We start from the raw sequence: 19,779 nt of genomic DNA on the forward strand, positions 1-19,779 counted from the left end.
GGGCTCATGAGCTCCTCCGACTGGACTTGAACCAGTAACCCTTCGATTAACAGTCGAATGCTCTGCCAATTGAGCTACGGAGGAAAGCGCAGGCCCAACATTACAGATCTTCCCCAGCGAAGTGAAATCGCTCGGGGTTCACTCCTCGCGCAGCTGCCGGCGCTGCATCTCGAGCTCCATGAGGTCGCGCTGGACCTGGTTGTAGAGCGCCGGATCGGTTGCGGGATCCATGCGCTGGAGCTGCCCGAGCTTGTCCGCCTTCTGCTGCGTGATCCGCAGTTCGGTGAGCCTGTTGAGGATGTCCCGGCAGTAGCTCACCATGGCCTCGGCGTCCTTGGCGGGCAGCGGACGGACGGCGAGTTCGCTGACCAGGGGTCGCAGCACATCGGGCACACCGTCGCGCACCGATTCGACCCAGCGGGAGAGTTCCGTCCCCGCTGCTCCCGCAGCGAGGACCGCCGTATGCACCGCCGCGTAGGCGGAGGAGGTGAAACGGAAGGCGGAGAACGACTCCCACTGCACCGCGGTGAGCAGCGTCGGCTGCTGGAGGACCACCTCGAGTGCCTCGCGCTCCATGCGGGCGATCGGATCCCGCGGGTCGGGGCGCTCGAAGAACGGTTCCTCGGAGGATGTGCCACCGCCGGTGGCGCCCGGCCCGCTCTGCTGCTGGAGTCTCTGCTGCGGGAGAGCATCGGCCCCCCGGCGCTGCCCTGTGGACGGCTCGCCCTGGCGACGGGCCGCCGCGGAGACGGCCCGCGCCACCTGGTCCTCACCGACGTACTGCATACCGAGCCAGCGGGAGAGCTCCCGCGTGTAGGTGGAACGCAGCGAGACGTCGCGGATCGCCGCCACGATCGGTGCCGCATGCCGCAGAGCCTTGACCTGACCCTCCCCCGAGGAGAGATCGTAGTCGGCGAAGGACGCCTTGATCGCGAATTCGAACAGCGGACGACGATCGGCGATGAGAGCGCGCACGGCGTCGTCGCCGCCTGCCTGCCGCAGGTCGCAGGGATCCGCGCCGGAGGCCTCCACGGCGACGTACGTCTGGGCATTGAAGCGCTGGTCCTCCTCGAAGGCACGCAGGGCCGCCTTCTGACCGGCGGCGTCGCCGTCGAACGTGAAGATCACCTCGCCTCCGGCGCCGTCGTCGGACAGGAGGCGACGGGCGATCTTGATGTGGTCGGCACCGAACGCCGTACCGCAGGTGGCGACGGCGGTGCCGATGCCCGCGAGGTGGCAGGCCATGACGTCGGTGTAGCCCTCGACGACGACGAGCTGGCGGTTCTTCGCGATCTCACGCTTGGCCAGGTCGATGCCGTACAGCACCTGGGACTTCTTGTAGAGCGAGGTCTCGGGGGTGTTCAGGTACTTGGGACCCTGGTCGTCCTCGTAGAGCCTGCGCGCGCCGAAGCCGACGGTCTCGCCCGTGATGTCGCGGATGGGCCACATGAGGCGGCCGCGGAAGCGATCGTAGAAGCGGGAGGCGTTGGTCGAGGACGCGCTGAACATTCCGGTCAGCTTCAGCTCGTCGATCGTGAAGCCACGACCCGTGAGGTGATTCAGCAGGGCGTCCCAGGCCTGCGGCGCGTACCCGACACCGAAGTGCTCTGCGGCGGCGCGGTCGAACCCGCGGTCCTGCAGGAACTGGCGGGCGGTTGCGGCGCCCTGGGTGAGCAGTTGGTCCCGGTAGAACTCGGCGGCGATCTTGTGGGCGTCCAGGAGCCGCTGACGCCGCCCGACATCCTCCCGACGTGGCCCCGTGCCGCCGTCCTCGTAGTGGAGTTCATGGCCGATCCTGGCCGCGAGCTTCTCCACCGTCTCACTGAAGGAGGTGTGGTCGAGCTTCTGCACGAAGGAGATCACGTCCCCGCCCTCGCCGCAGCCGAAGCAGTGGTAGGAGCCCATCTGCGGGCGCACGTGGAACGACGGCGAGCGCTCGTCGTGGAAGGGGCACAGTCCCTTCCACGACCCGATACCCGCGGACTTCAGCGTCACGTATGCCTCGACGACCTCTTTCAGGTCCGTCCGCTGACGGATCTCATCGATGTCTTCGCGCTTGATGAGTCCGGCCATGGCATCCAGTTTAGGCCTGCGCCCTCGGCGCACCGGCAGCCGGCGTCGCGCATGTGCGCAACCCCACAGCCGGTCGGGGCCTGCGGGCAGGCTCCGAACCGGGGCTTCACCAGAGGGTCGGGACTGGTCCGACGATCCGCTCGTGGAGCCCCAGCGCGGAGCCGTCCGTGAGCGAGGCGACCTGATCGACCACGACCCGCAGGCGCGCGGCGTCGTCCGGTGCGTCGCGCCAGTCGGCGGCGAACATCGGCTCGAGGTGACGGTCCCCTGCCGCGTGGAGCTGCGAGACGAGGGAGGAGAGGATCTCCCGCTGGCGCTCGTAGAGCGGCTGGCGGTGCTCCGTGGTCATCACGTAGGTGGTGGCCAGGCCCTTCATCACGGCGATCTCCATGATCGTCTCCTCGGGCACCACCATCTGCGCGTTGTACCGGGTGAGCGCATCGGGTCCGTAGACGGAGCGGGTCGCCTGCATCGCGTCGAGGCAGAACCGGCCGATCAGCTGGCTCGTCATGTTCTTCAGCGCCGCCATCGACCGCCGTGTGCCGTCCGCCTCCCGCACCCAGACCGGTGTGGCCTCGAGCCGGGCCAGCGCGGCGTCGACGGCGGCCGGGTCGCTGCCGGGCAGGTACCACTGCTGCGTGTAGCCGACCACGCGGGCGCGGGCGTCCGCGCTGTCCATCCACCGCAGCTGCAGATGCCCTGCGACGATCGCGTCCTCGACGTCGTGCACCGAGTAGGAGATGTCGTCCGCGAGATCCATGACCTGCGCCTCCAGGCACGAGCGGGCCTCCGGCGCGCCCGCGCGGAGCCAGTCGAAGACCGGCAGGTCGTCGTCGTACGCGCCGAACTTCGTGGTGCGCTGCCCGTTGATGACGGGCGCGGACGCCGCCGTCCACGGGTACTTGCAGGAAGCGTCGAGGCTGGCGCGCGTCAGGTTCAGCCCGGCCGGCCCGCCGTCGGCCTGCATCACCTTGGATTCGAGCCGGGTGAGCAGGCGGAGGGTCTGCGCGTTGCCCTCGAAGCCACCGATACCGTGGGCGAGGTCGTTCAGTGCCGACTCGCCGTTGTGACCGAAGGGCGGGTGACCGAGATCGTGCGCCAGGCAGGCGGTGTCGACGATGTCGGGGTCGCACCCGAGGGTCCTGCCCAGTTCGCGACCTACCTGCGCGACCTCCAGCGAGTGCGTGAGCCTCGTGCGGACGAAGTCGTCGGTGTCGGGCGCGACGACCTGCGTCTTGGCGCCCAGGCGGCGCAGCGCCGAGGAGTGGAGGACCCGGGCGCGATCCCGCTCGAAATCGGTGCGGTGCAGGCTTTTCGGTGGCTCCTGCACCCAGCGCTCCGTGTCCGCCGCGCCGTAGTCGTTCGCGGATGGTTCAGGGAAGCTCATGGTGCCTTTCCGGTGGAGCGGGGTGACTTTCCGGGGCGGGGACTCTGCAGGCCGCTCATCCCCCGGAGACGTCCACCTCGGCCGCGGCGATGTCGGCCTGCTGGGAACTGTCGAGAACGCGGGCGTCCAGCCAGTGCTCGGGCAGGGCGGTCCGCTTCGGGGAACCGGCGCGGCCCCTGGGCCCCTCGGCGTCCTGCCCGGGGTAGGGCGAATCCCGGTCGAGTTCCGCCAGGAGTCCGCGCAACACCTCGAGCGTGGGTACCGTGGCGAGGCGGGCGCGCAGGTCCCCGCCCACAACGTAGCCCTTGAAGTACCAGGCCATGTGCTTGCGGATGTCGCGCAGGCCCATCAGCTCGCTGCCGAAGGTCTCGACGAGGAGCTCGGCGTGCCGGTAGACGGTGTCGGCGACCTGCCCGAGACCCGGCCGGAAGCGCTCCGCACTGCCCTCGAAGGCGTTCATGAGATCGCCGAACAGCCAGGGCCGGCCCTGGCAGCCACGGCCGATGACCACGCCGTCGACGCCGGTCCGGCGCACCATGCGCACGGCGTCCTCGGCGCTCCAGATATCGCCGTTGCCGAGGACGGGGATGTCGGGCAGGGCCTCGCGCAGTTCGGCGATCGCGTTCCAGTCGGCCTGCCCGGAGTAGAACTGCGAGGCCGTCCGGCCGTGGAGGGCGACGGCGGCGACCCCGCTGTCACGCGCGATCCTCCCGGCCTCACAAAAGGTGAGGTGGTCCTCGTCGATGCCCTTGCGCATCTTGATGGTCAGCGGGACATTGCCTTTCGACGCCTCGTGCACGGCGGTCCGGACGATGCCCGTGAAGAGATCGAGCTTCCAGGGCAGGGCTGCTCCCCCGCCCTTCCGGGTGACCTTGGGGACCGGGCAGCCGAAGTTCAGATCGATGTGATCGGCGCGATCCTCCTCCACCAGCAGGCGGACGGCTGCGCCGACGGTCTTCGGGTCGACGCCGTAGAGCTGCACCGAGCGGACGCGTTCGTCGTCGTCGTGCGAGATGATGCGCATCGACTCGGGGTTGCGCTCCACGAGCGCCCGCGAGGTGACCATCTCCGAGACGTACAGCCCGCCCCCGTACTCGCGGCACAGCCGGCGGAACGCCCTGTTGGTGATACCCGCCATGGGCGCGAGGATCACCGGGGTGTCCACGGTGATGTTCCCGAGCGTCAGGGGCGGCAACTCCAGTTTCAGCGGTGTACCCGCCACGGCAGCAGGTCCCGCACCCGGGTCGGTGGGGACGTCGTCGGACACGGCTGGGAGGATCGATACTGCGCTCACCCCTCCATTGTCGCAAGGATCCGCAAATCCTCCGGACGCGACGGCCGTCCCCGGAGGAGGGTACAAAGGATACGGACACCGGAGAACGCAGGGGCAGATCACCCGACGCGCTCACCGACGGCCGGACGAGGGAGCTGGACATGGGCTGGAAGCCACGACAGAACGACCGCATGTACCGAAGCGTGGTGTATGCGGGGAAGCTGGTCTTCGGCGCACTGCGCCTTCCCATCAGGGTCACCGGCACCGGGAACCTGCCTGCCGCGGGCCCGCTGAACGGGCGCTCGCGACGCGCGGTGCCCGGCCACGGCGCCGTCGTCGCCATCACCCACTTCGGCTATCTAGACTTCGCCTTCGCCGAACTGGTGCTCTGGAACCATGCGCGCATCCAGGCACGTTTCCTGATCTCCAAGCGCGCAGCCGAGCACTGGTTCGTCAGCCCCTTCGTCTTCGGTCTGGGGCACGTGGTCACGAACCGGATGGACGGCGCGGAAGCGTACGAGGGCGCGCTCGCCAAACTGCGTGCCGGGGAGTACGTGGCGGTCCTTCCCGAGGCGGGAGTGTCCAGGAGCTACACCGTCCGCGCCCTGAAGACCGGAGCGGTCCGCCTCGCGGCGGAGGCAGGGGTGCCGGTCGTCCCCGTCTCGGTCTGGGGCGCCCACCGGATCCTGAGCCGCGGGCACGGCTTCTCCCTGCGGCGGGCCTGGCGAACACCGGTGCGCGTCCACGTCGGCGAGCTGATCCACCCTGCACCGGGGCTCGACGTCGCCGAGGAGACAGCGAGGCTGCGCCGCGAACTGCAGGACGGGATCGAGCGCGGCATGGCCGACTACCCCGATCCGGAAGCGGGTGCCTGGTGGATGCCGGCGCACCTGGGTGGTGGTGCGATGACCGACGACGAACGTACTGCCGCGGACATCGCGGACAAAAAGGCAGGCCGGCACGACCGCGGATGAACCCCGGCGCTCCGGGCCGTCTCAGGCGGTCGTCTCAGGCGGTGGCGACGACGAGCGTCTGTTCTGCTGCCTCACGGGCCGTACCGGAGGCGAGCAGGGGCTCGACGACGGCGACGAGTGCCGCCATGGAGTCGTCCACCTCGAGCCGGACAGGGTACTGGTGGGCGAGCATGGCGACCAGCGTCGCCACCGCGGCCTGCTGTTCCTGCTCCGGGAGTGTCGTGTCGTAGCCGAGCAGGACGTCGGCCGGCTCGTCCGTGCGGGTCTGCGTGTAGCTGACGGCGAACGCAGCGATCGTCCCGCCGTCGGACTTCGGCCTCTCGCGCAGGACCACCGCTCCCCCGGCGCCGCTCGTGTCCGAGAGGAAGAGCTGCTGGGCCCGGCCCAGGCTGATGTCGGCGCGATCCCAGGCGTGCACCGACTCGTAGAACGAGGCCAGCGCGCGGGTCAGCTCCACCGACCCGGTGGCGGCTTCCTCGAGTTGCGGACCGGCGGCATCCTCGAACGCCGAGGGGGTCAGTGCGCCGGGCAGGACGTCGACGAGCCGTGAGCGCTGCAGCACCGTCAGTCCCAGTGCCGACGCGAAGAGCGCACCGCTCGACCCCGGCGTCACTTTCGAGCGCAGTGCCGTGACCTGCGAGGGTGAGGCAGCGGCCTCGTGCTGGAGCATCGTGAACAGCGTCGAGCCGATCCCGGTACGCCGGTGGTCCGCCGCGACCTCGATGTAGCACCAGAGCCGGTCGGGATGCAGCGCCGCGCCGTACACGCAGCCCGCGGCGACGGGCACGCCCTGGTCGACGGCGGTGATGCAGCGGTTCCACGGCGAGTTCGAGGAGGGCTGGAACGAGCCGCGGAACTGCTCCGCCGTGGCCGACTCCGGACCACCCCAGAGCTGGATGAGGTCGAGTTCGTCACCGTCCTGCCAGGGCCGGTACTCCACGGCCATCAGGCGCCGACCAGTCGGGCAGCGAGGTAGCCCTGCACCTTATCGAGTGCCACGCGCTCCTGCGCCATGGTGTCGCGTTCGCGGATGGTCACGGCCTGGTCCTCGAGCGTGTCGAAGTCCACGGTGATGCAGAACGGTGTCCCGATCTCGTCCTGGCGCCGGTAGCGCCGCCCGATGGCACCGGCGTCGTCGAAGTCGATGTTCCATCCCCTGCGCAGCTGCGCCGCCAGCTGCTTGGCCCTGGGCGAGAGATCCTCGTTGCGGCTCAGCGGCAGCACGGCGGCCTTGACCGGCGCGAGGCGCGGGTCGAGCTTCAGGACGGTGCGCTTGTCCACGCCGCCTTTGGAATTCGGGGCCTCGTCCTCGGTGTAGGCGTCCACGAGGAACGCCATGAAGGAGCGGGTGAGACCGGCAGCGGGTTCGATGACGTAGGGCGTGTATCGCTCGTCGGTGGCCTGGTCGAAGTACCCGAGGTCGGTTCCCGAGTGCGTCGAGTGGGTGGAGAGATCGAAATCGGTGCGGTTCGCGACGCCCTCGAGCTCACCCCACTCCGAGCCCTGGAAGCCGAAGCGGTACTCGATGTCCGTGGTGCCCTTCGAGTAGTGGCTCAGCTTCTCCACGGGATGTTCGAAGAGACGCAGATTGTCCGGGTCGATGCCGAGGTCGGTGTACCAGGAGAAGCGCTCGTCGATCCAGTACCTGTGCCATTGTTCGTCGGTGCCGGGCTCGACGAAGAACTCCATCTCCATCTGCTCGAACTCGCGCGTGCGGAAGATGAAGTTCCCCGGCGTGATCTCGTTGCGGAAGCTCTTGCCGATCTGGCCGATCCCGAACGGCGGCTTCTTGCGCGCCGTGGTCAGCACGTTGTTGAAGTTGACGAAGATGCCCTGCGCGGTCTCGGGTCGCAGATAGTGCATGCCCTCCTCCGACGCCACGGGACCGAGGAAGGTCTTGAGCAGCCCGGAGAACTCCTGCGGTTCGGTCCAGCGCCCCTTGGTACCACAGTTGGAGCAGGTGATGTCGAGCAGTCCGTTCTCGGGCGCCCGACCCTTCTTCTCCTCGTACTCCTCCTCGAGGTGGTCGGCGCGGTAGCGCTTGTGACAGTTCAGGCACTCCACGAGCGGGTCGCTGAAGACGTCCACGTGACCGGAGGCCTCCCAGACCTGGCGGGGCAGGATCACGGCGGAATCCAGGCCGACGACATCCTCCCGTCCGCGCACGACGCTCTGCCACCACTGCCGCTTGATGTTCTCCTTGAGTTCGGCACCGAGGGGCCCGTAGTCCCAGGCGGAGCGGGATCCGCCGTAGATCTCCCCCGACTGGAACACGAAACCACGCCGCTTGGCGAGGGAGATGATGGGATCGAGAGCGGACTTGGCTGCTGCCATGGGATTGGTCTCCAGTTCTGGGCAGGCCGCTGGATGCGGTCCGCCGGTCGTCGTCGGGTGGGGTTCTGCGGGAACCTCCTCGGCTGGAAAGGGCGCGAGGACACCGATCAAGCCTAGCCGCTCGGCAGTCGCGGCCCGGCGCCGCACCGCGCACCGCTCACGCTCGTGTGCAGGCCCTGCCCCGGGATCCGCCGGCTCAGCCGCGACCCGGCAGCATCAGGGAGCGGCGAGGCCAGGGCAGCGTCGTGAGGATGACCGCACCCAGGGTCAGCAGGGTCCCCGCAACCGTGGCGAACGCCACGACGGAGCCCGGTGCAGGGAACACCAGGTCCAGGACGAGCGAGCCGATCAGCTGCCCGCCGATCATGCACAGAGCCGTGAGCAGCACTCCGAGACTGCGCACGAGCAGCGCCCCGAGACCGATGAAGATGCAGCCCATCGGGCCTCCCAGGTAGTACCACCACTGGGTGGGCAGCGGATCGCCCACACCGACGACGGCGATCCTGATCAGCCAGGCGGGCAGCAGCACCGCGGTACCGGCGATGAAGTTCATGAGGGTGGCGGCCAGCGGTGTGCCGTAGTGCAGCGCCGCCGTGCCGTTCATGGCCTGCTGGAAACTCAGCAGGATTCCCGCGGCGACCGGGAGCAGCACGGGGAGCAGCCAGCCGGAGACTTCGCCGGTTGCGCCGAAGCGTGGTGAGAGGGCCCAGATGACGGACACGACCGTCAGGGTCACCCCGATGACCCGCATCGGGGTGGCGGCGCGCTTCCCCCCGGGCCCGATGCCCGCCCGGTCCACCAGGATGCCGCTGAGGGACTGCCCCATGACGGTGGCGACCGTGAACAGTGCCACCCCGAGCAGCCCGATGGTGAGGGACTGGGAGAAGACGAAGAACGCACCGATGGCACCGGCCGCAATGAAATAGGGCGGGAAACGCCGCTCCCGGACGGCGGGGATGATCTGCCGTGCTCCGGCCCGGCCCCGCGGCAGGGCGACAGTGACGACGATCATGAGCAGGAGGCCGGTGCCGAAGCTGATCAATGCCGCGGCGATGCTGTCGTCGAGCCTGAGGCCCAGTGCTCCGTTGATCCTGCCCTGGACCGGGATGGCGAGTCCCGCAGCGAGCGCGAGTGGGACTCCGAGGACGGGAGGGAGCAGGGGCGCGTCGGACACCCGTACAGCCTAGGGCGCCGGCTCGGGCATCATGGACAGCATGACGGACGACGACGCATCCAGCACCGAACTGCCCATCCGGGACGACATGATCCGGCTGGGTCAGCTCCTGAAACTCGCCTCCCTCGCGGAGGACGGCGCCGAGGCGAAGGCCCTGATCGACAACGGTCTGGTGCAGGTCAACGGCGAGATCGAGGAGCGTCGCGGCCGCCAGCTCCACCCTGGCGACACCATCCGCGTCAACGGCGCGACGCTGCGGATCGTGCGCGGATGATCCCTCGTTCGTCCGCCGGCAGCACCACTGTCCACGGCCCGGCGCCGAGGATGCTCAGCGCCGGCCCAGGACCGTCAGGGCCAGGAACTCCCGCACGTGGGCGAGTTCACGCTGGGAGATGCTGTGGAACATGTCCGGGTAGAGGATCTTCGTCAGGCGGGTGTGCGTGGTCAGCCAGGCATGCGTGAACTCGATCATCTCCGCCGAGATGACCGGGTCCTCCTGGTCTCGCCCCCAGAAGAACGGTGTCTTCGCGATCGACACCTGCTCGTCCTGGAAGAACCCGTGTCCCTCGGCCGGGACGCAGTACCCCGAGAGCCCGACGACGCACGCGAAGTCGCCCGGTCGATGGCGCAGGAGCGAGGTCGCCACTGCCATCCCCTGAGAGAAACCGAGCAGACTCACGCTCGAGTGGAGGCCGCGCACGCCGTCGAGCCAGGAAGCGACGGCCCCGACGCTCTGCACCACCGCCTCCACCGAATACGCAGGCTCGCTCGGCAGGGGGAACCAGGAGAAGCCCGGCCCCACCGGCTGCGGAGCGCGCACCGAGGCCACCGTGAAGTCCTCCGGCAGGTGATCGGCCAGGCCCATCAGGTCCTCCTCGTTCGCCAGGTAGCCGTGGAAGAGGACCAATAGCGGCGTGCCGCCCCGCTCCGACTCCGGCTTCGAGAAGAGGACCACGGGGTCCCAGGAACCGGACGAGGACGCGGCCGCGTGGGCAGTATCAGTCATGGCCCCATTTTGGCACGGACATCCCCCGGGGTAGCCGGGAAGGCGCAGCAGCTGGAGAATGGGCGGATGACCTCCTCAGCCACCCCGGCACCCGACCAGGACGACGGCGAGCCCCTCTCCCGGGCCCCCCTGACCGAGCCGGAGCAATCCGCCGGGGCGCATCCCTGGCACCGGTTCGTGGCCCTCGGGGACTCCTTCACCGAGGGCATCGGCGATCCCGATCCCGGAAGTACGGGCGGTCATCGAGGGTGGGCGGACCGGGTCGCGGAGGAGCTGGCACGCGGGCAGGAGGACTTCGCCTACGCGAATCTCGCCGTGCGGGGCCGGTTGCTGCAGCAGATCGCCGATCAGCAGGTCGAACCGGCACTCGCCCTCCAGCCCGATCTGGTCACCATCTCGGCGGGCGGCAACGATCTCCTGCGGCCGGGCGGCGATCCTGATCTGCTGGCGACGAAGCTCGACGGCGTCGTCGCGCGACTTGCGGACTCCGGTGCCACGGTGGTGATCCTGACCGGACCGGACGTCCGCGAGACCGTGCTCGGTTCCATCCGCTCCAAGACCGCCATCTACAACGAGAACCTGCGCACCGTCGCTGCCCGCCACGAGGCGCTGATCGGGGACATGTGGGCGGTGCGGCAACTGGTCCATCCGCAGATGTGGGCGCCGGACCGCTTGCACTTCTCTCCGTTGGGTCATCACACGATCGCCCTCATGGTCCTCGATACCCTCGCCGTGCCGCACACCCTCGATCCGCTCGAGCCCACGGAGCCGTCCCCGCGGTCGTGGCGGACGGCCCGCGTCGAGGACCTCGTCTGGGCACGCGAGTACTTCGTGCCGTGGGTACTGCGGCGCCTGCGGAACCAGTCCTCGGGCGACGGCGTCATCGCCAAGCGCCCGGAGCCGGCACCGATCTTCGGCCCCGGCATGCCACCGGGAACCGCGTCCTGACCGACCCGGCCCACAGTGCGGCGCCGAGACCGCAGAACGGACCGGGCAGCTGGGTGCCGACCGGTCCGTTCTGCGGTCTCGAAAGGCTCCGCCTGAAGCGTTCAGCTCTCGAGCTCGACGTCCCCGTTGGCGACGGCGTCGGCGCAGTCGCTGATGTCGGGTCCGGGCTTGAAGTCCACGAACTGCGGCTTCAGCTTCTCGAAGAGGAACTCGTAGACCTCGTCACGGGACTTCCCGTCCATGGTCTCGACGGCTTCCCGGACCGCTTCCTGCAGCGCGCGGTCGGCGTCGAGCAGGATCTTGTCGCGTGCTTCCTGATTCCAGCCGATGGTGCTCAGTTCCATGGACAGCTCCTCGTGATCTCGGATCGATAGGTCCGCGGACGTGTGCCACGGACCCGCCCGCCACACATCGGTGAGCAGGCTTGGTTCCAGAGTAGATGCGGATGGCCGGCCTACCCACCCAGATTTTCGGACGGTCGCGTCCTACGCGTAGAACGCAGCCCGGAGTGCGTGATCGAGCTGGCCGATCTCGGTCAGGAACGCGTCATGCCCCGCCGGTGAGGAGATCAGGCGGACCGGGACGGTTCCCGGCAGGTCAGCAGCCAGCTGCCGGGACTGCTCCGGGCCGTAGAGCCGGTCGGTGTCCACGGCGGCGACGAAGAAGTCCGCCGTCGTCGTCGCCAGTGCCTCCACCGGAGTGCCCCGACCGCGGGCGATGTCATGACTCATGAGCGCTTCGGTGAGGATCAGGTAGCTGTTGGCATCGAAGCGGCTCACGAGCTCGGCGGCCTGGTGATCGAGGTAGCTCTCCGCCTGGTAGCGGCCGCGGTCAGCGGGCAGGACGGCGCCCAGGGGTTGCTCCGACCCCTGGGCCGCGCGGCCGAACCGGGCCTCGAGCTCCCTCTCGGACCTGTAGGTGATGTGCGCTATGCGCCGGGCGAGACCGAGACCCGCCTCCGGATGCGGGCCCCCGTAGTAGTCCCCGCCGTGGAAGGCCGGATCGAGCCGGATCGCCTGGACCTGTGCCTGGGCGAACGCTATCTGTTCGGCCGTACTGGCGGCGGTACAGGCGATGACGGCGCACCGGCGGACGCGGCGCGGGAACGTACACGCCCACTCGAGCGCGCGTGCTCCTCCCATCGAGCCGCCGAGGACCGAGTGCCAGGTGCTGATGCCCAGCGCATCGGCGAGGAGCGCCTCGGCACGGACCGAGTCGCGGATGGTCACGAAGGGGAAGCGCGAGCCCCACGGACGTCCGTCGGGAGCCGTGCTCGCGGGCCCCGTGGAGCCGTAGCACCCACCCAGCATGTTGCTCGAGACCACGAAATACCTGTCGGTGTCCACCGTCCGGCCGGGACCGACGAGTGCATCCCACCAGCCGTGCTCGTCCGTGGCACCGCGTGCCACATGGGAGCTGCCGGTCAGGGCGTGCAGCACCAGGACGGCGTTCGAGGCGTCATGGTTCAGCTCCCCCCAGGTCTCGAAGGCGAGCTGTGCACGGGGTAGCCGGCCGCCGGTCTCCAGGTCCAGTGGTCCGATCGGTGCGATCCGCAGCTGCCCGTCACCCGGGAGCGCCCCGCCGACCCCGTGCTGCAGTGGAGCAGGAGGGTAGGTGGTCATGGCACGCAACTGGTCATGGCACGCACCGGCTAGGCGCCCTTGGCAGCCCGGAAGCCGGCGTCGAGATCGGCGAGGATGTCCGCGATGTTCTCCAGTCCCACGGAGAGCCGGACGAGCCCCGGACGCACACCCGCCGCGATGCGCGCCTCGGCGTCGAGCTGACTGTGCGTGGTGGACGCCGGGTGGATGACGAGCGAGCGGACGTCCCCCAGATTCGCGACGTGCGAGTGCAGTTCCAGGGCATCGACGAACCGCGTTCCGGCCTCGAGACCCCCGCTGATGTCGAAGCTGACGATCGCGCCGATCCCGTTGCGCCCGTATCTCCTGCCGCGCTCGTACCACGGGCTGGAGGCGAGACCGGCGTAGGAGACCTGCTCGACGTCGTCGTGTGCCTCGAGCCATTCGGCCACGGCAGCGGCGTTCTGCACATGGCGTTCCATGCGCAGGCTGAGCGTCTCCAGCCCCTGCGCGATCAGGAACGCGTTGAACGGCGAGACCGAGGCACCCAGATCGCGGAGCAACTGGACCCGGGCCTTGAGGATGTAGGCGAGATTGGCGCCGAGCGCGCTTCCCGCACCGAGATCCCGCGCGTAGACGAGCCCGTTGTAGCTCTCGTCCGGTGTGTTCAGGCCGGGAAAACGCTCGGGGTACTGCGCGAAGTCGAACCTGCCGGAGTCCACGATGACGCCGGCGATCGCCGTGCCGTGGCCGCCGAGGTACTTGGTCGCCGAGTGCACCACGATGTCGGCACCCCACTCGATGGGCCGGATCAGGTACGGCGTGGCCAGCGTGTTGTCCACGATCAGCGGCACACCGTGCTCATGGGCCACAGCACTGATGCCCTCGATGTCCAGCACATCCTGTCTCGGGTTCGACACGCTCTCCCCGAAGAACAGCTTGGTGTCCGGCCGGACCGCCGCGCGCCACTGCTCGAGGTCGTCGGGATCCGCCACGAACGTGGTCTCGATGCCGAACTTCCTCAGTGTGTGCCTGAAGAGGTTGTAGGTGCCGCCGTACAGCGACGGACTGGCCACGATGTGGTCACCCGACTCGGCGATGTTCAGGACCGAGAGCAGTTCGGCGGCCTGTCCGGAGGCGAGCAGCAGTGCACCGGCCCCACCCTCGAGGCTGGCGATCCTGGTCTCCACGGCCTCCTGGGTGGGATTGCCGATGCGGGTGTAGATGGGGCCGAGGTCGGCGAGCGCGAAACGGTCGGCCGCGCTCTCGGCACTCGGGAAGACGAACGACGTCGTCTGGTAGATGGGCAGCGCTCGCGCTCCCGTGGCGGCATCCGGTTCCTGCCCGGCGTGGATCTGTCGGGTCTCGAAGGACCAGTCGTGGCTCATGGGGAACTCCCTGTGTTCAAGGGCTCCGCCTCGTCCGACACCGGGGCCGGTGACCACAGCTCCAGGAGATCGGACCCCGGAGGAGCCCGCGCTTGCCCGACGCCGGTGGACGGCGGACCTGGTCCTCACCCGGGGCACCCCACCGCGGTTGGAGGGTTGCCGGCCAGCAAGCCGGGGCTGTGTGCTGGCACTCATGACCTGGGTCCATGGAAGCCCAGCCGCGGCAATCCGGCAACACTGTGACGCTTCGTGAAGTTCCGTGGACCTCCTCCTCGGCCACTGAACCGTTAGGCGAACCTAAGTCGAGACGTGGATCACTTAGTGCCAAGATGTCCGCATGAGACTGGATCACGTTTCTTTTGCCTGTGAACCCGACGGACTTGCCGCCACGGCGGCGCGGATCTCGACCAAGCTCGGCGTGGAACCCGTCAAGGGCGGTGTGCATCCCCGATTCGGCACCCGGAACATGATCTTCCCTCTGGTGAACGGCCAGTACCTGGAGGTCGTGGAGGTCCTGAACCACCCGGCGTCGGACAAGGCGCCCTTCGGCCAGGCCGTCCGTGCCCGGTCCGAGGCAGGTGGTGGCTGGATGGGCTGGTGCGTGGCCGTCGACGACCTGGGCCCCTTCGAGGAGCGCCTCGGCCGCGCTGCCGTTCCCGGTAATCGGAAGTTCCCCGACGGTCAGGAGCTCACCTGGCAGCAGATCGGCATCAAGGGACTCATCGCCGATCCGCAGGTCCCCTACCTGCTCCGCTGGGACGAGGACACCGGCGACCTGCACCCCTCGAAGGCCCGTCCCTCGTCCGTCAGGCTCGACTGCCTCACCATCGCCGGCTCCTCGGAGCGGGTGACCGAGTGGCTCGGCACGCAGGTCGAGGAGACGCTCGACGACGTGGTGGTCCAATGGGTCGCGCCGAACGGGACGCCGGGCATCATGTCGGTGGTCTTCGAGACCGGGGGACAGCGCGTCGAGATCTGAAGCGCGGCCCCTACCCGGACCGGCGGCTCAGGCTCCGATGCCGATCGCCGGTCCGATCAGGGCGAAGCCGACGAATCCCGTGATGTCGATCAGCGCGTGGGCGATGACCAGGGGCATGACGCGCCGTGTCCGGGTGTAGAAGTAGGCGAACAACACCCCCATCAGGACGTTGCCGATGAACGGGCCGATCCCCTGGTAGAGGTGATAGCTGCCTCTGAGCACCGAACTCGTGAGGATGATCAGCGGTGTCGACCACCCGAGCTGCCGCAGTCTGATGAACAGGTAGCCCACCACGATGACCTCCTCGAGCACCGCGTGCCGCACTGCGGACAGCACGAGTACCGGGATGGTCCACCAGTAGTCGTCCAGCGCCGCGGGGACCAGCGCCGTCGTGATCCCCAGGGCCCGGCCACCGGCGTAGACACCCAGTGTGCCGACCCCGATGATCGCCGCGAGCCCCACGCCGAAGCCGATGGTCCGCAGCGGTCCGTCGAAGGTCAGGCCGAGCCGGCGCAGGGCCGAGGTGGACTGCCCGCTGAGCAGGAGGAGGACGAGGGCCACCGGCACCAGTGCGAAGCCGATCCCCAGCAGCTGGTAGGTCAGGTCGAGGTACGGGGACTCGTTCAGGACGGGGTTCAGTGTGGTGGTCTGGCCCGACAGCGGACCCCTCGAGAGTTTCTCGATGAGCCTCACGACCGAATAGACGCCGGATTGACCCAGTGAGAGCCCGAGGACGATCAGCACTTCGGCGGTGACGAGGCGCTTCGGCATCGAGGGCATCGAGGGCATCGAGGTCATCGGACGCGCGTACCGGCCCTGAAGACCTCACGCACCAATGGCATCCCCGGCCGATAGGCCAGATGGGTCGCCGAGGGTGCGTCCAGCAACTGCAGATCCGCCCGATGGCCTACGGCCAGGGACCCGACGGCGCGAGCACCGTCGACGTCCTCGCCTGTGGCCCGCCGCAGTGCCAATGCCCCACCGACGGTCGCGGCACGCACCGCCTCGTGCACGGTCAGCCCCATCTGCAGCACCGCGGTGGCCACGCAGAAGCCCATGGAACTGGTGTAGGACGTGCCCGGGTTGCAGTTGCTGGCCAGGGCGAGCTCGGCCCCGGCCTCGAGCAGCCGGCGCGCCGGCGGGAACGGCTGACGCGTGGACAGGTCGCAGGCCGGCAGGCACGTGGCGACGGTCCCGTGATGCCCGCCCGACCAGGAGCCGGCGATGGCGTCGACGTCCTCGTCCGAGAGGTGATTGACGTGATCCACGCTCGCGGCGCCGACCTCGACGGCAAGGCGTGTCCCGGCGCCCGGTCCGAGCTGATTGCCGTGGACGCGCAGGCCCAGGCCGGCCGCGGCACAGGCCTCGAGCACCCGACGCGACTGCTCCGGCGTGAACGCCCCCGTCTCGCAGAAGACATCGGCCCAGCGGACGTGCGGAAGGACGGCGTCGAGCATGGGTCCGCACACGAGGTCGACGTACTCCTCGGCATCCCGGCCCGCCGGGACGAGGTGCGCGCCGAGGAACGTGACCTCGTCGACGACGCCGGCAGCGATGCGGGCACTGCGCGCCTCGTGCTCGACGTCGAGCCCGTAGCCCGTCTTGGTCTCCAGGTAGGTGGTGCCGCCGGCGACGGCCTCGACGAGGCGGGCTCGCACCAGCGCGTCGAGGTCGTCGTCGCCGGCGGCGCGCGTGGCCTCGACCGTGACCTGGATACCGCCTGCGGCATAGGACTGTCCCGCCATGCGCGCCTCGAACTCCGCCGTCCTGTCCCCGGCGAAGACGAGGTGGGTGTGGCTGTCCACCCAGCCGGGAAGACCCGCGCGTCCCTCGGCGTCGTGAGCCTCGTCCGCGGCGGGTGCCTCGGCGGCCGCGCCGATCCAGCTGATGCGTTCGCCCTCGAGGACCATGGCGGCGTCGCGGAGCACGGTGGCGTCGGCGTCCTGGGTCATGAGCTCGCCGATATTGGTGATGAGCAGTGACATCAGTGGTGCTCCCTCGGGTAGGTTTCGGCGTCGAGCCGGGCGATGGCGGCTGCCACGAGCTCTCCGGGGTCACCGAGGGTGGCGTGCACTCCGTCCCGGGCCATGACCACTCCCCCGACGACGACGCCGGTCACGTCCTGTCCGGTGGCCGAGTACGCGAGCTGGTCGGCAGCGGAGCCGGCGGTGCGGGTGCTGCGGGCGTCGACGACCATGTAGTCCGCGACCTGTCCTGCGCCGAAACCCGGACCCGCGCGATTCTGGGCACGCGAGCCGCCCAGCGAGGCGATGCCGTGCAGTGCGTGCGGGTCGAAGTGCCCGCGGCTGCCGGTTCGCAGGCGCTCACCGTGCTCGAGTGCCCGCATCTCCAGCCAGGGGTCGACGACGGCGTGCTGGTCGGTCCCGAGCGCGAGGTCCACGCCCGCCGAGCGGAAGTCCCCGGCCGGACCGAGACCGTCGGCGAGATCCGCCTCGGTGGTCGGGCACAGGACGACGACGGCACCTGCGTGCGCGAGCAGGCCGATGTCCTCGTCGGTGACGTGCGTGGCATGCACCGCCGAGAGGCGATCCGTGACGAGGCCGTGGTGCTGGAGCAGCCCGGTGGGCGTGCGGCCCGTGGCGCGCAGGCATTCCTCGTTCTCGGCGTGCTGCTCGGAGAGGTGGACGTGCAGGGGCAGCTCATCCGGCAGGTGCCGCGCGATGACCGCGAGCTCGCCGGCGGGGACGGCGCGCACGGAGTGGATCGCGGCTCCGACCGAGACCTGCTGCGGTGCGTACAGCGCGCCGATGGTGGTCCGCAGGGACGCGAGCCGCTCGAGCCAGTGGACCGCAGTGCCGTCCGAGAAGCGGCGCTGGACGTCGTCGAGCGGCGTGCCGAAGCCTCCGGCGAGGTAGCAGGTGTCCAGCAGGGTCAGCCGGATGCCGGCTTGTACCGCCGCGCGAGCCAGTGCCAGCTCCATGGCGTGGGGATCGGCCCCGTCCGTGCCCTGTCCGTAGGGGCTGCCGTCGGGACGGTGGTGGACGTAGTGGAACTCTGCGACACTCGTGAAGCCCACCGTGACCATCTCGGCGTAGACGGCGGTGGCGAGTTCCTCGTAGAGCTCCGGGGTCAGCGCCCCTGCCGCCCGGTACATGGTCTCCCGCCAGGTCCAGAAGGTCCCTCCGCGATCGTGGGTGCGCCCGCGCAGCGCCCGGTGGAAGGCATGGGAGTGGGCGTTCGCGGCTGCCGGGACGGCCACACCGGGGAGGACCTCGTCGCCGTCCTGAGGCTCTGTGCCCGGCACCGCGCTGACCACGGACCCGCCGGCGTCGATCCCGATCCGGACGGCGTCGGCGATACCGCCGGTATCCACCATGGCCCGCTCGCACCAGAGGGAGCGCACCACACGGGACTGAGTGCTCACAGCAGATCCTCGAGGACGTCGGCGAGCGCGAGCGCACCGGCGTCGGCGTCGTCCCGTTCCACGAACTCCTCGGGCGAGTGGCTGATGCCGGTGGGGTTGCGGACGAAGAGCATGGCCGTCGGCGCCACGGCGGCGAGGATCCCCGCGTCGTGCCCCGCTCCGGTCGGCAGCGTCGGAGCGGCGGGGAAGGAACGATTCAGGGCGTTGCCGAGCGTGCGCTGCAGGGCGCCGTCGAAGTGCACGGTGCCGCTGCGGGACTCCTCGGTCAGCGTGGCGCGGCACCCCTCGAAGGCGCAGATCTTCTGGGCCTGACCGTGGATCCGCTCGATGAGCGACGCCGTGACGGCGTCCTCCTCGTGGCGGACGTCGAGCCAGAGATCCACGCGGGAGGCGATCACGTTCGTGCCGCCGGGCACGGGCTGCAACCGGCCCACGGTGGCGCGCGCGCCGTCCTGCTCCGCGGCGATCCTCCGCACGGCGAGGACCACCTGCGCCGCGGCGATCATGGGATCCGCGCGGTCTGCCATGAGGGTGGTGCCGGCGTGATTGCCCTGGCCCGTGATGGACAGGCGCCAGCGGCCGTGACCCAGCATGGTGGAGCCGACGGCCACGGCGGAGTCGAGATCGGCCAGCCCGCGCCCCTGCTCCACGTGGAGTTCCACGAAGTCGCCGATCCGCCGGGTCGCCTCCTCGTCCCGGCCCAGGTGTGCGGGGTCGAGGCCCGCGGCCCGGGCGGCCTCGGCGAAGGTCGTGCCGTCGGCGTCCTGCAGGGAACGCGCGCGGTCGGCGTCGAGGGTCCCGGTGAGCAGGCGGGAGCCCAGGCACGCCACACCGAAGCGGGAGCCCTCCTCCTCCGGGAACACGGCGACGGCCAGGCTGCGGCGGGGCTGGACGCCGCGCTCGCGCAGCAGCTCGACGGCGACCAGCGCCGAGGCCACCCCGAGCGGACCGTCGAAGGCGCCGCCGCCGGGGACCGAATCGAGGTGGCTGCCGGTGACGAGGGCACCCTCGCGGGAGTCGGTGGCGTCCCACCAGGCCCACAGGATCCCGTTCCGGTCCGTCTCCACGGCCAGGCCCCGGCGAGCGGCCTCGGCCCGGAACCACTCGCGCAGGGTCGTCTCGGGCTCGGTGTGGACGCCGCGCGAGTAGCCGCCGCGACTCGTGTCGCGTCCGACGTCGTCGATGCCGTCGAGCAGCGAGCTGACGGTGGTGGTTGGCATCCGGTGACGCTCCGATCAGGAAATGGGCAATGGGGACGGGGGACGGACCCGGAGCACG

Annotated in this window: 18 protein-coding genes, 1 tRNA gene and 1 riboswitch; of the genes, 4 read left to right on the plus strand and 15 right to left on the minus strand. The window is 69.7% G+C overall.

Annotated elements, in window-relative coordinates:
* Positions 1-11 precede the first annotated feature (11 nt).
* The 4 genes from E8P82_RS02780 to dusB all read right to left on the minus strand — a co-directional run bounded on the left by E8P82_RS02780 (position 12) and on the right by dusB (position 4,682).
* Positions 12-84, minus strand: a tRNA-Asn gene (locus E8P82_RS02780).
* 54 nt (positions 85-138) lie between these two features.
* Positions 139-2,073 carry a DNA primase gene (gene dnaG, locus E8P82_RS02785; protein WP_136452978.1) on the minus strand — a complete coding sequence of 645 codons (1,935 nt, stop codon included), beginning with the start codon at positions 2,071-2,073 and terminating at the stop codon, positions 139-141.
* 106 nt (positions 2,074-2,179) lie between these two features.
* Positions 2,180-3,460, minus strand: coding sequence for a deoxyguanosinetriphosphate triphosphohydrolase (locus tag E8P82_RS02790; RefSeq protein WP_136452979.1), 1,281 nt, complete (start codon positions 3,458-3,460; stop codon positions 2,180-2,182).
* A gap of 55 nt (positions 3,461-3,515) precedes the next feature.
* On the minus strand, positions 3,516-4,682 hold the full coding sequence (gene dusB / locus E8P82_RS02795) for a tRNA dihydrouridine synthase DusB (RefSeq protein ID WP_136453211.1): 1,167 nt from the start codon (positions 4,680-4,682) through the stop codon (positions 3,516-3,518).
* A 212-nt stretch (positions 4,683-4,894) separates the two neighbouring features.
* Here dusB and E8P82_RS02800 point away from each other — a divergent pair, with 212 nt between their 5' ends.
* Entirely contained in the window at positions 4,895-5,707 is an 813-nt protein-coding gene (locus tag E8P82_RS02800) for a lysophospholipid acyltransferase family protein (RefSeq protein ID WP_136452980.1), read from the plus strand.
* A gap of 34 nt (positions 5,708-5,741) precedes the next feature.
* Here E8P82_RS02800 and E8P82_RS02805 read toward each other — a convergent pair whose 3' ends face one another.
* From E8P82_RS02805 to E8P82_RS02815, 3 genes are all read right to left on the minus strand, one after another.
* Positions 5,742-6,653, minus strand: coding sequence for a GNAT family N-acetyltransferase (locus E8P82_RS02805; protein WP_136452981.1), 912 nt, complete (start codon positions 6,651-6,653; stop codon positions 5,742-5,744).
* A complete protein-coding gene (locus E8P82_RS02810) occupies positions 6,653-8,041 on the minus strand; it encodes a glycine--tRNA ligase (protein ID WP_136452982.1) in 1,389 nt (462 codons plus the stop codon). The genes E8P82_RS02805 and E8P82_RS02810 overlap by 1 nt, the downstream gene beginning before the upstream one ends.
* 196 nt (positions 8,042-8,237) lie before the next feature.
* On the minus strand, positions 8,238-9,215 hold the full coding sequence (locus E8P82_RS02815; protein ID WP_136452983.1) for a DMT family transporter: 978 nt from the start codon (positions 9,213-9,215) through the stop codon (positions 8,238-8,240).
* A gap of 31 nt (positions 9,216-9,246) precedes the next feature.
* Here E8P82_RS02815 and E8P82_RS02820 point away from each other — a divergent pair, with 31 nt between their 5' ends.
* Positions 9,247-9,489: an RNA-binding S4 domain-containing protein gene (locus E8P82_RS02820; protein ID WP_425455978.1), complete on the plus strand. Its 243-nt coding sequence runs from the start codon at positions 9,247-9,249 to the stop codon at positions 9,487-9,489.
* 54 nt (positions 9,490-9,543) lie between these two features.
* On the opposite strand, the gene E8P82_RS02825 is transcribed toward E8P82_RS02820, so the two are convergent.
* Complete coding sequence (locus E8P82_RS02825) at positions 9,544-10,221, minus strand: alpha/beta hydrolase (RefSeq protein ID WP_136452984.1); 678 nt, start codon at positions 10,219-10,221, stop codon at positions 9,544-9,546.
* Between the two features lie 66 nt (positions 10,222-10,287).
* On the opposite strand from E8P82_RS02825, the gene E8P82_RS02830 reads away from it, so the two are divergent.
* A complete protein-coding gene (locus E8P82_RS02830) occupies positions 10,288-11,169 on the plus strand; it encodes an SGNH/GDSL hydrolase family protein (protein WP_136452985.1) in 882 nt (293 codons plus the stop codon).
* 101 nt (positions 11,170-11,270) lie between these two features.
* Here the strand turns inward: E8P82_RS02830 and E8P82_RS02835 are convergent, their stop codons facing one another.
* The 3 genes from E8P82_RS02835 to E8P82_RS02845 form a co-directional block, all read right to left on the minus strand.
* On the minus strand, positions 11,271-11,513 hold the full coding sequence (locus tag E8P82_RS02835; protein WP_136452986.1) for a hypothetical protein: 243 nt from the start codon (positions 11,511-11,513) through the stop codon (positions 11,271-11,273).
* A gap of 141 nt (positions 11,514-11,654) precedes the next feature.
* Complete coding sequence (gene metX, locus E8P82_RS02840; RefSeq protein ID WP_136452987.1) at positions 11,655-12,791, minus strand: homoserine O-acetyltransferase MetX; 1,137 nt, start codon at positions 12,789-12,791, stop codon at positions 11,655-11,657.
* 29 nt (positions 12,792-12,820) lie between these two features.
* The gene (locus E8P82_RS02845; RefSeq protein ID WP_136452988.1) at positions 12,821-14,137 is read right to left on the minus strand and encodes a bifunctional o-acetylhomoserine/o-acetylserine sulfhydrylase; all 1,317 of its coding nucleotides are present in this window, start codon (positions 14,135-14,137) and stop codon (positions 12,821-12,823) included.
* A gap of 83 nt (positions 14,138-14,220) precedes the next feature.
* Positions 14,221-14,336, minus strand: a riboswitch (SAM riboswitch).
* A 138-nt stretch (positions 14,337-14,474) separates the two neighbouring features.
* On the opposite strand from E8P82_RS02845, the gene E8P82_RS02850 reads away from it, so the two are divergent.
* Complete coding sequence (locus E8P82_RS02850; protein WP_136452989.1) at positions 14,475-15,116, plus strand: VOC family protein; 642 nt, start codon at positions 14,475-14,477, stop codon at positions 15,114-15,116.
* A 27-nt stretch (positions 15,117-15,143) separates the two neighbouring features.
* Here E8P82_RS02850 and E8P82_RS02855 read toward each other — a convergent pair whose 3' ends face one another.
* From E8P82_RS02855 to E8P82_RS02870, 4 genes are read right to left on the minus strand one after another with little or no spacing between them, the layout of a single operon-like run.
* Positions 15,144-15,896, minus strand: coding sequence for a CPBP family intramembrane glutamic endopeptidase (locus tag E8P82_RS02855; RefSeq protein ID WP_425455984.1), 753 nt, complete (start codon positions 15,894-15,896; stop codon positions 15,144-15,146).
* A gap of 14 nt (positions 15,897-15,910) precedes the next feature.
* Positions 15,911-17,101: an imidazolonepropionase gene (gene hutI, locus E8P82_RS02860; protein WP_136452991.1), complete on the minus strand. Its 1,191-nt coding sequence runs from the start codon at positions 17,099-17,101 to the stop codon at positions 15,911-15,913.
* Positions 17,101-18,501 (minus strand): formimidoylglutamate deiminase, encoded by a 1,401-nt coding sequence (locus E8P82_RS02865; protein ID WP_246020910.1) that lies wholly within the window; start codon positions 18,499-18,501, stop codon positions 17,101-17,103. Before E8P82_RS02865 ends, hutI begins: the two co-directional genes overlap by 1 nt.
* On the minus strand, positions 18,498-19,721 hold the full coding sequence (locus tag E8P82_RS02870; RefSeq protein WP_136452992.1) for an allantoate amidohydrolase: 1,224 nt from the start codon (positions 19,719-19,721) through the stop codon (positions 18,498-18,500). The genes E8P82_RS02865 and E8P82_RS02870 overlap by 4 nt, the downstream gene beginning before the upstream one ends.
* Between the last annotated feature and the right edge of the window lie 58 nt (positions 19,722-19,779).

Source organism: Arthrobacter echini (genome assembly GCF_004803505.1).
Classification (GTDB): Bacteria; Actinomycetota; Actinomycetes; order Actinomycetales; family Micrococcaceae; genus Arthrobacter_D; species Arthrobacter_D echini.

Excerpts from the sequence above, each read along its gene's own strand:
- dnaG (WP_136452978.1), bottom strand. The coding sequence starts at position 2,073 with ATGGCCGGACTCATCAAGCGCGAAGACATCGATGAGATCCGTCAGCGG.
- E8P82_RS02790 (WP_136452979.1), bottom strand. The coding sequence starts at position 3,460 with ATGAGCTTCCCTGAACCATCCGCGAACGACTACGGCGCGGCGGACACG.
- E8P82_RS02800 (WP_136452980.1), top strand. The coding sequence starts at position 4,895 with ATGGGCTGGAAGCCACGACAGAACGACCGCATGTACCGAAGCGTGGTG.
- E8P82_RS02805 (WP_136452981.1), bottom strand. The coding sequence starts at position 6,653 with ATGGCCGTGGAGTACCGGCCCTGGCAGGACGGTGACGAACTCGACCTC.
- E8P82_RS02810 (WP_136452982.1), bottom strand. The coding sequence starts at position 8,041 with ATGGCAGCAGCCAAGTCCGCTCTCGATCCCATCATCTCCCTCGCCAAG.
- E8P82_RS02820 (WP_425455978.1), top strand. The coding sequence starts at position 9,247 with ATGGACAGCATGACGGACGACGACGCATCCAGCACCGAACTGCCCATC.
- E8P82_RS02825 (WP_136452984.1), bottom strand. The coding sequence starts at position 10,221 with ATGACTGATACTGCCCACGCGGCCGCGTCCTCGTCCGGTTCCTGGGAC.
- E8P82_RS02830 (WP_136452985.1), top strand. The coding sequence starts at position 10,288 with ATGACCTCCTCAGCCACCCCGGCACCCGACCAGGACGACGGCGAGCCC.
- E8P82_RS02835 (WP_136452986.1), bottom strand. The coding sequence starts at position 11,513 with ATGGAACTGAGCACCATCGGCTGGAATCAGGAAGCACGCGACAAGATC.
- metX (WP_136452987.1), bottom strand. The coding sequence starts at position 12,791 with ATGACCACCTACCCTCCTGCTCCACTGCAGCACGGGGTCGGCGGGGCG.
- E8P82_RS02845 (WP_136452988.1), bottom strand. The coding sequence starts at position 14,137 with ATGAGCCACGACTGGTCCTTCGAGACCCGACAGATCCACGCCGGGCAG.
- E8P82_RS02850 (WP_136452989.1), top strand. The coding sequence starts at position 14,475 with ATGAGACTGGATCACGTTTCTTTTGCCTGTGAACCCGACGGACTTGCC.
- E8P82_RS02855 (WP_425455984.1), bottom strand. The coding sequence starts at position 15,896 with ATGCCCTCGATGCCGAAGCGCCTCGTCACCGCCGAAGTGCTGATCGTC.
- hutI (WP_136452991.1), bottom strand. The coding sequence starts at position 17,101 with ATGTCACTGCTCATCACCAATATCGGCGAGCTCATGACCCAGGACGCC.
- E8P82_RS02870 (WP_136452992.1), bottom strand. The coding sequence starts at position 19,721 with ATGCCAACCACCACCGTCAGCTCGCTGCTCGACGGCATCGACGACGTC.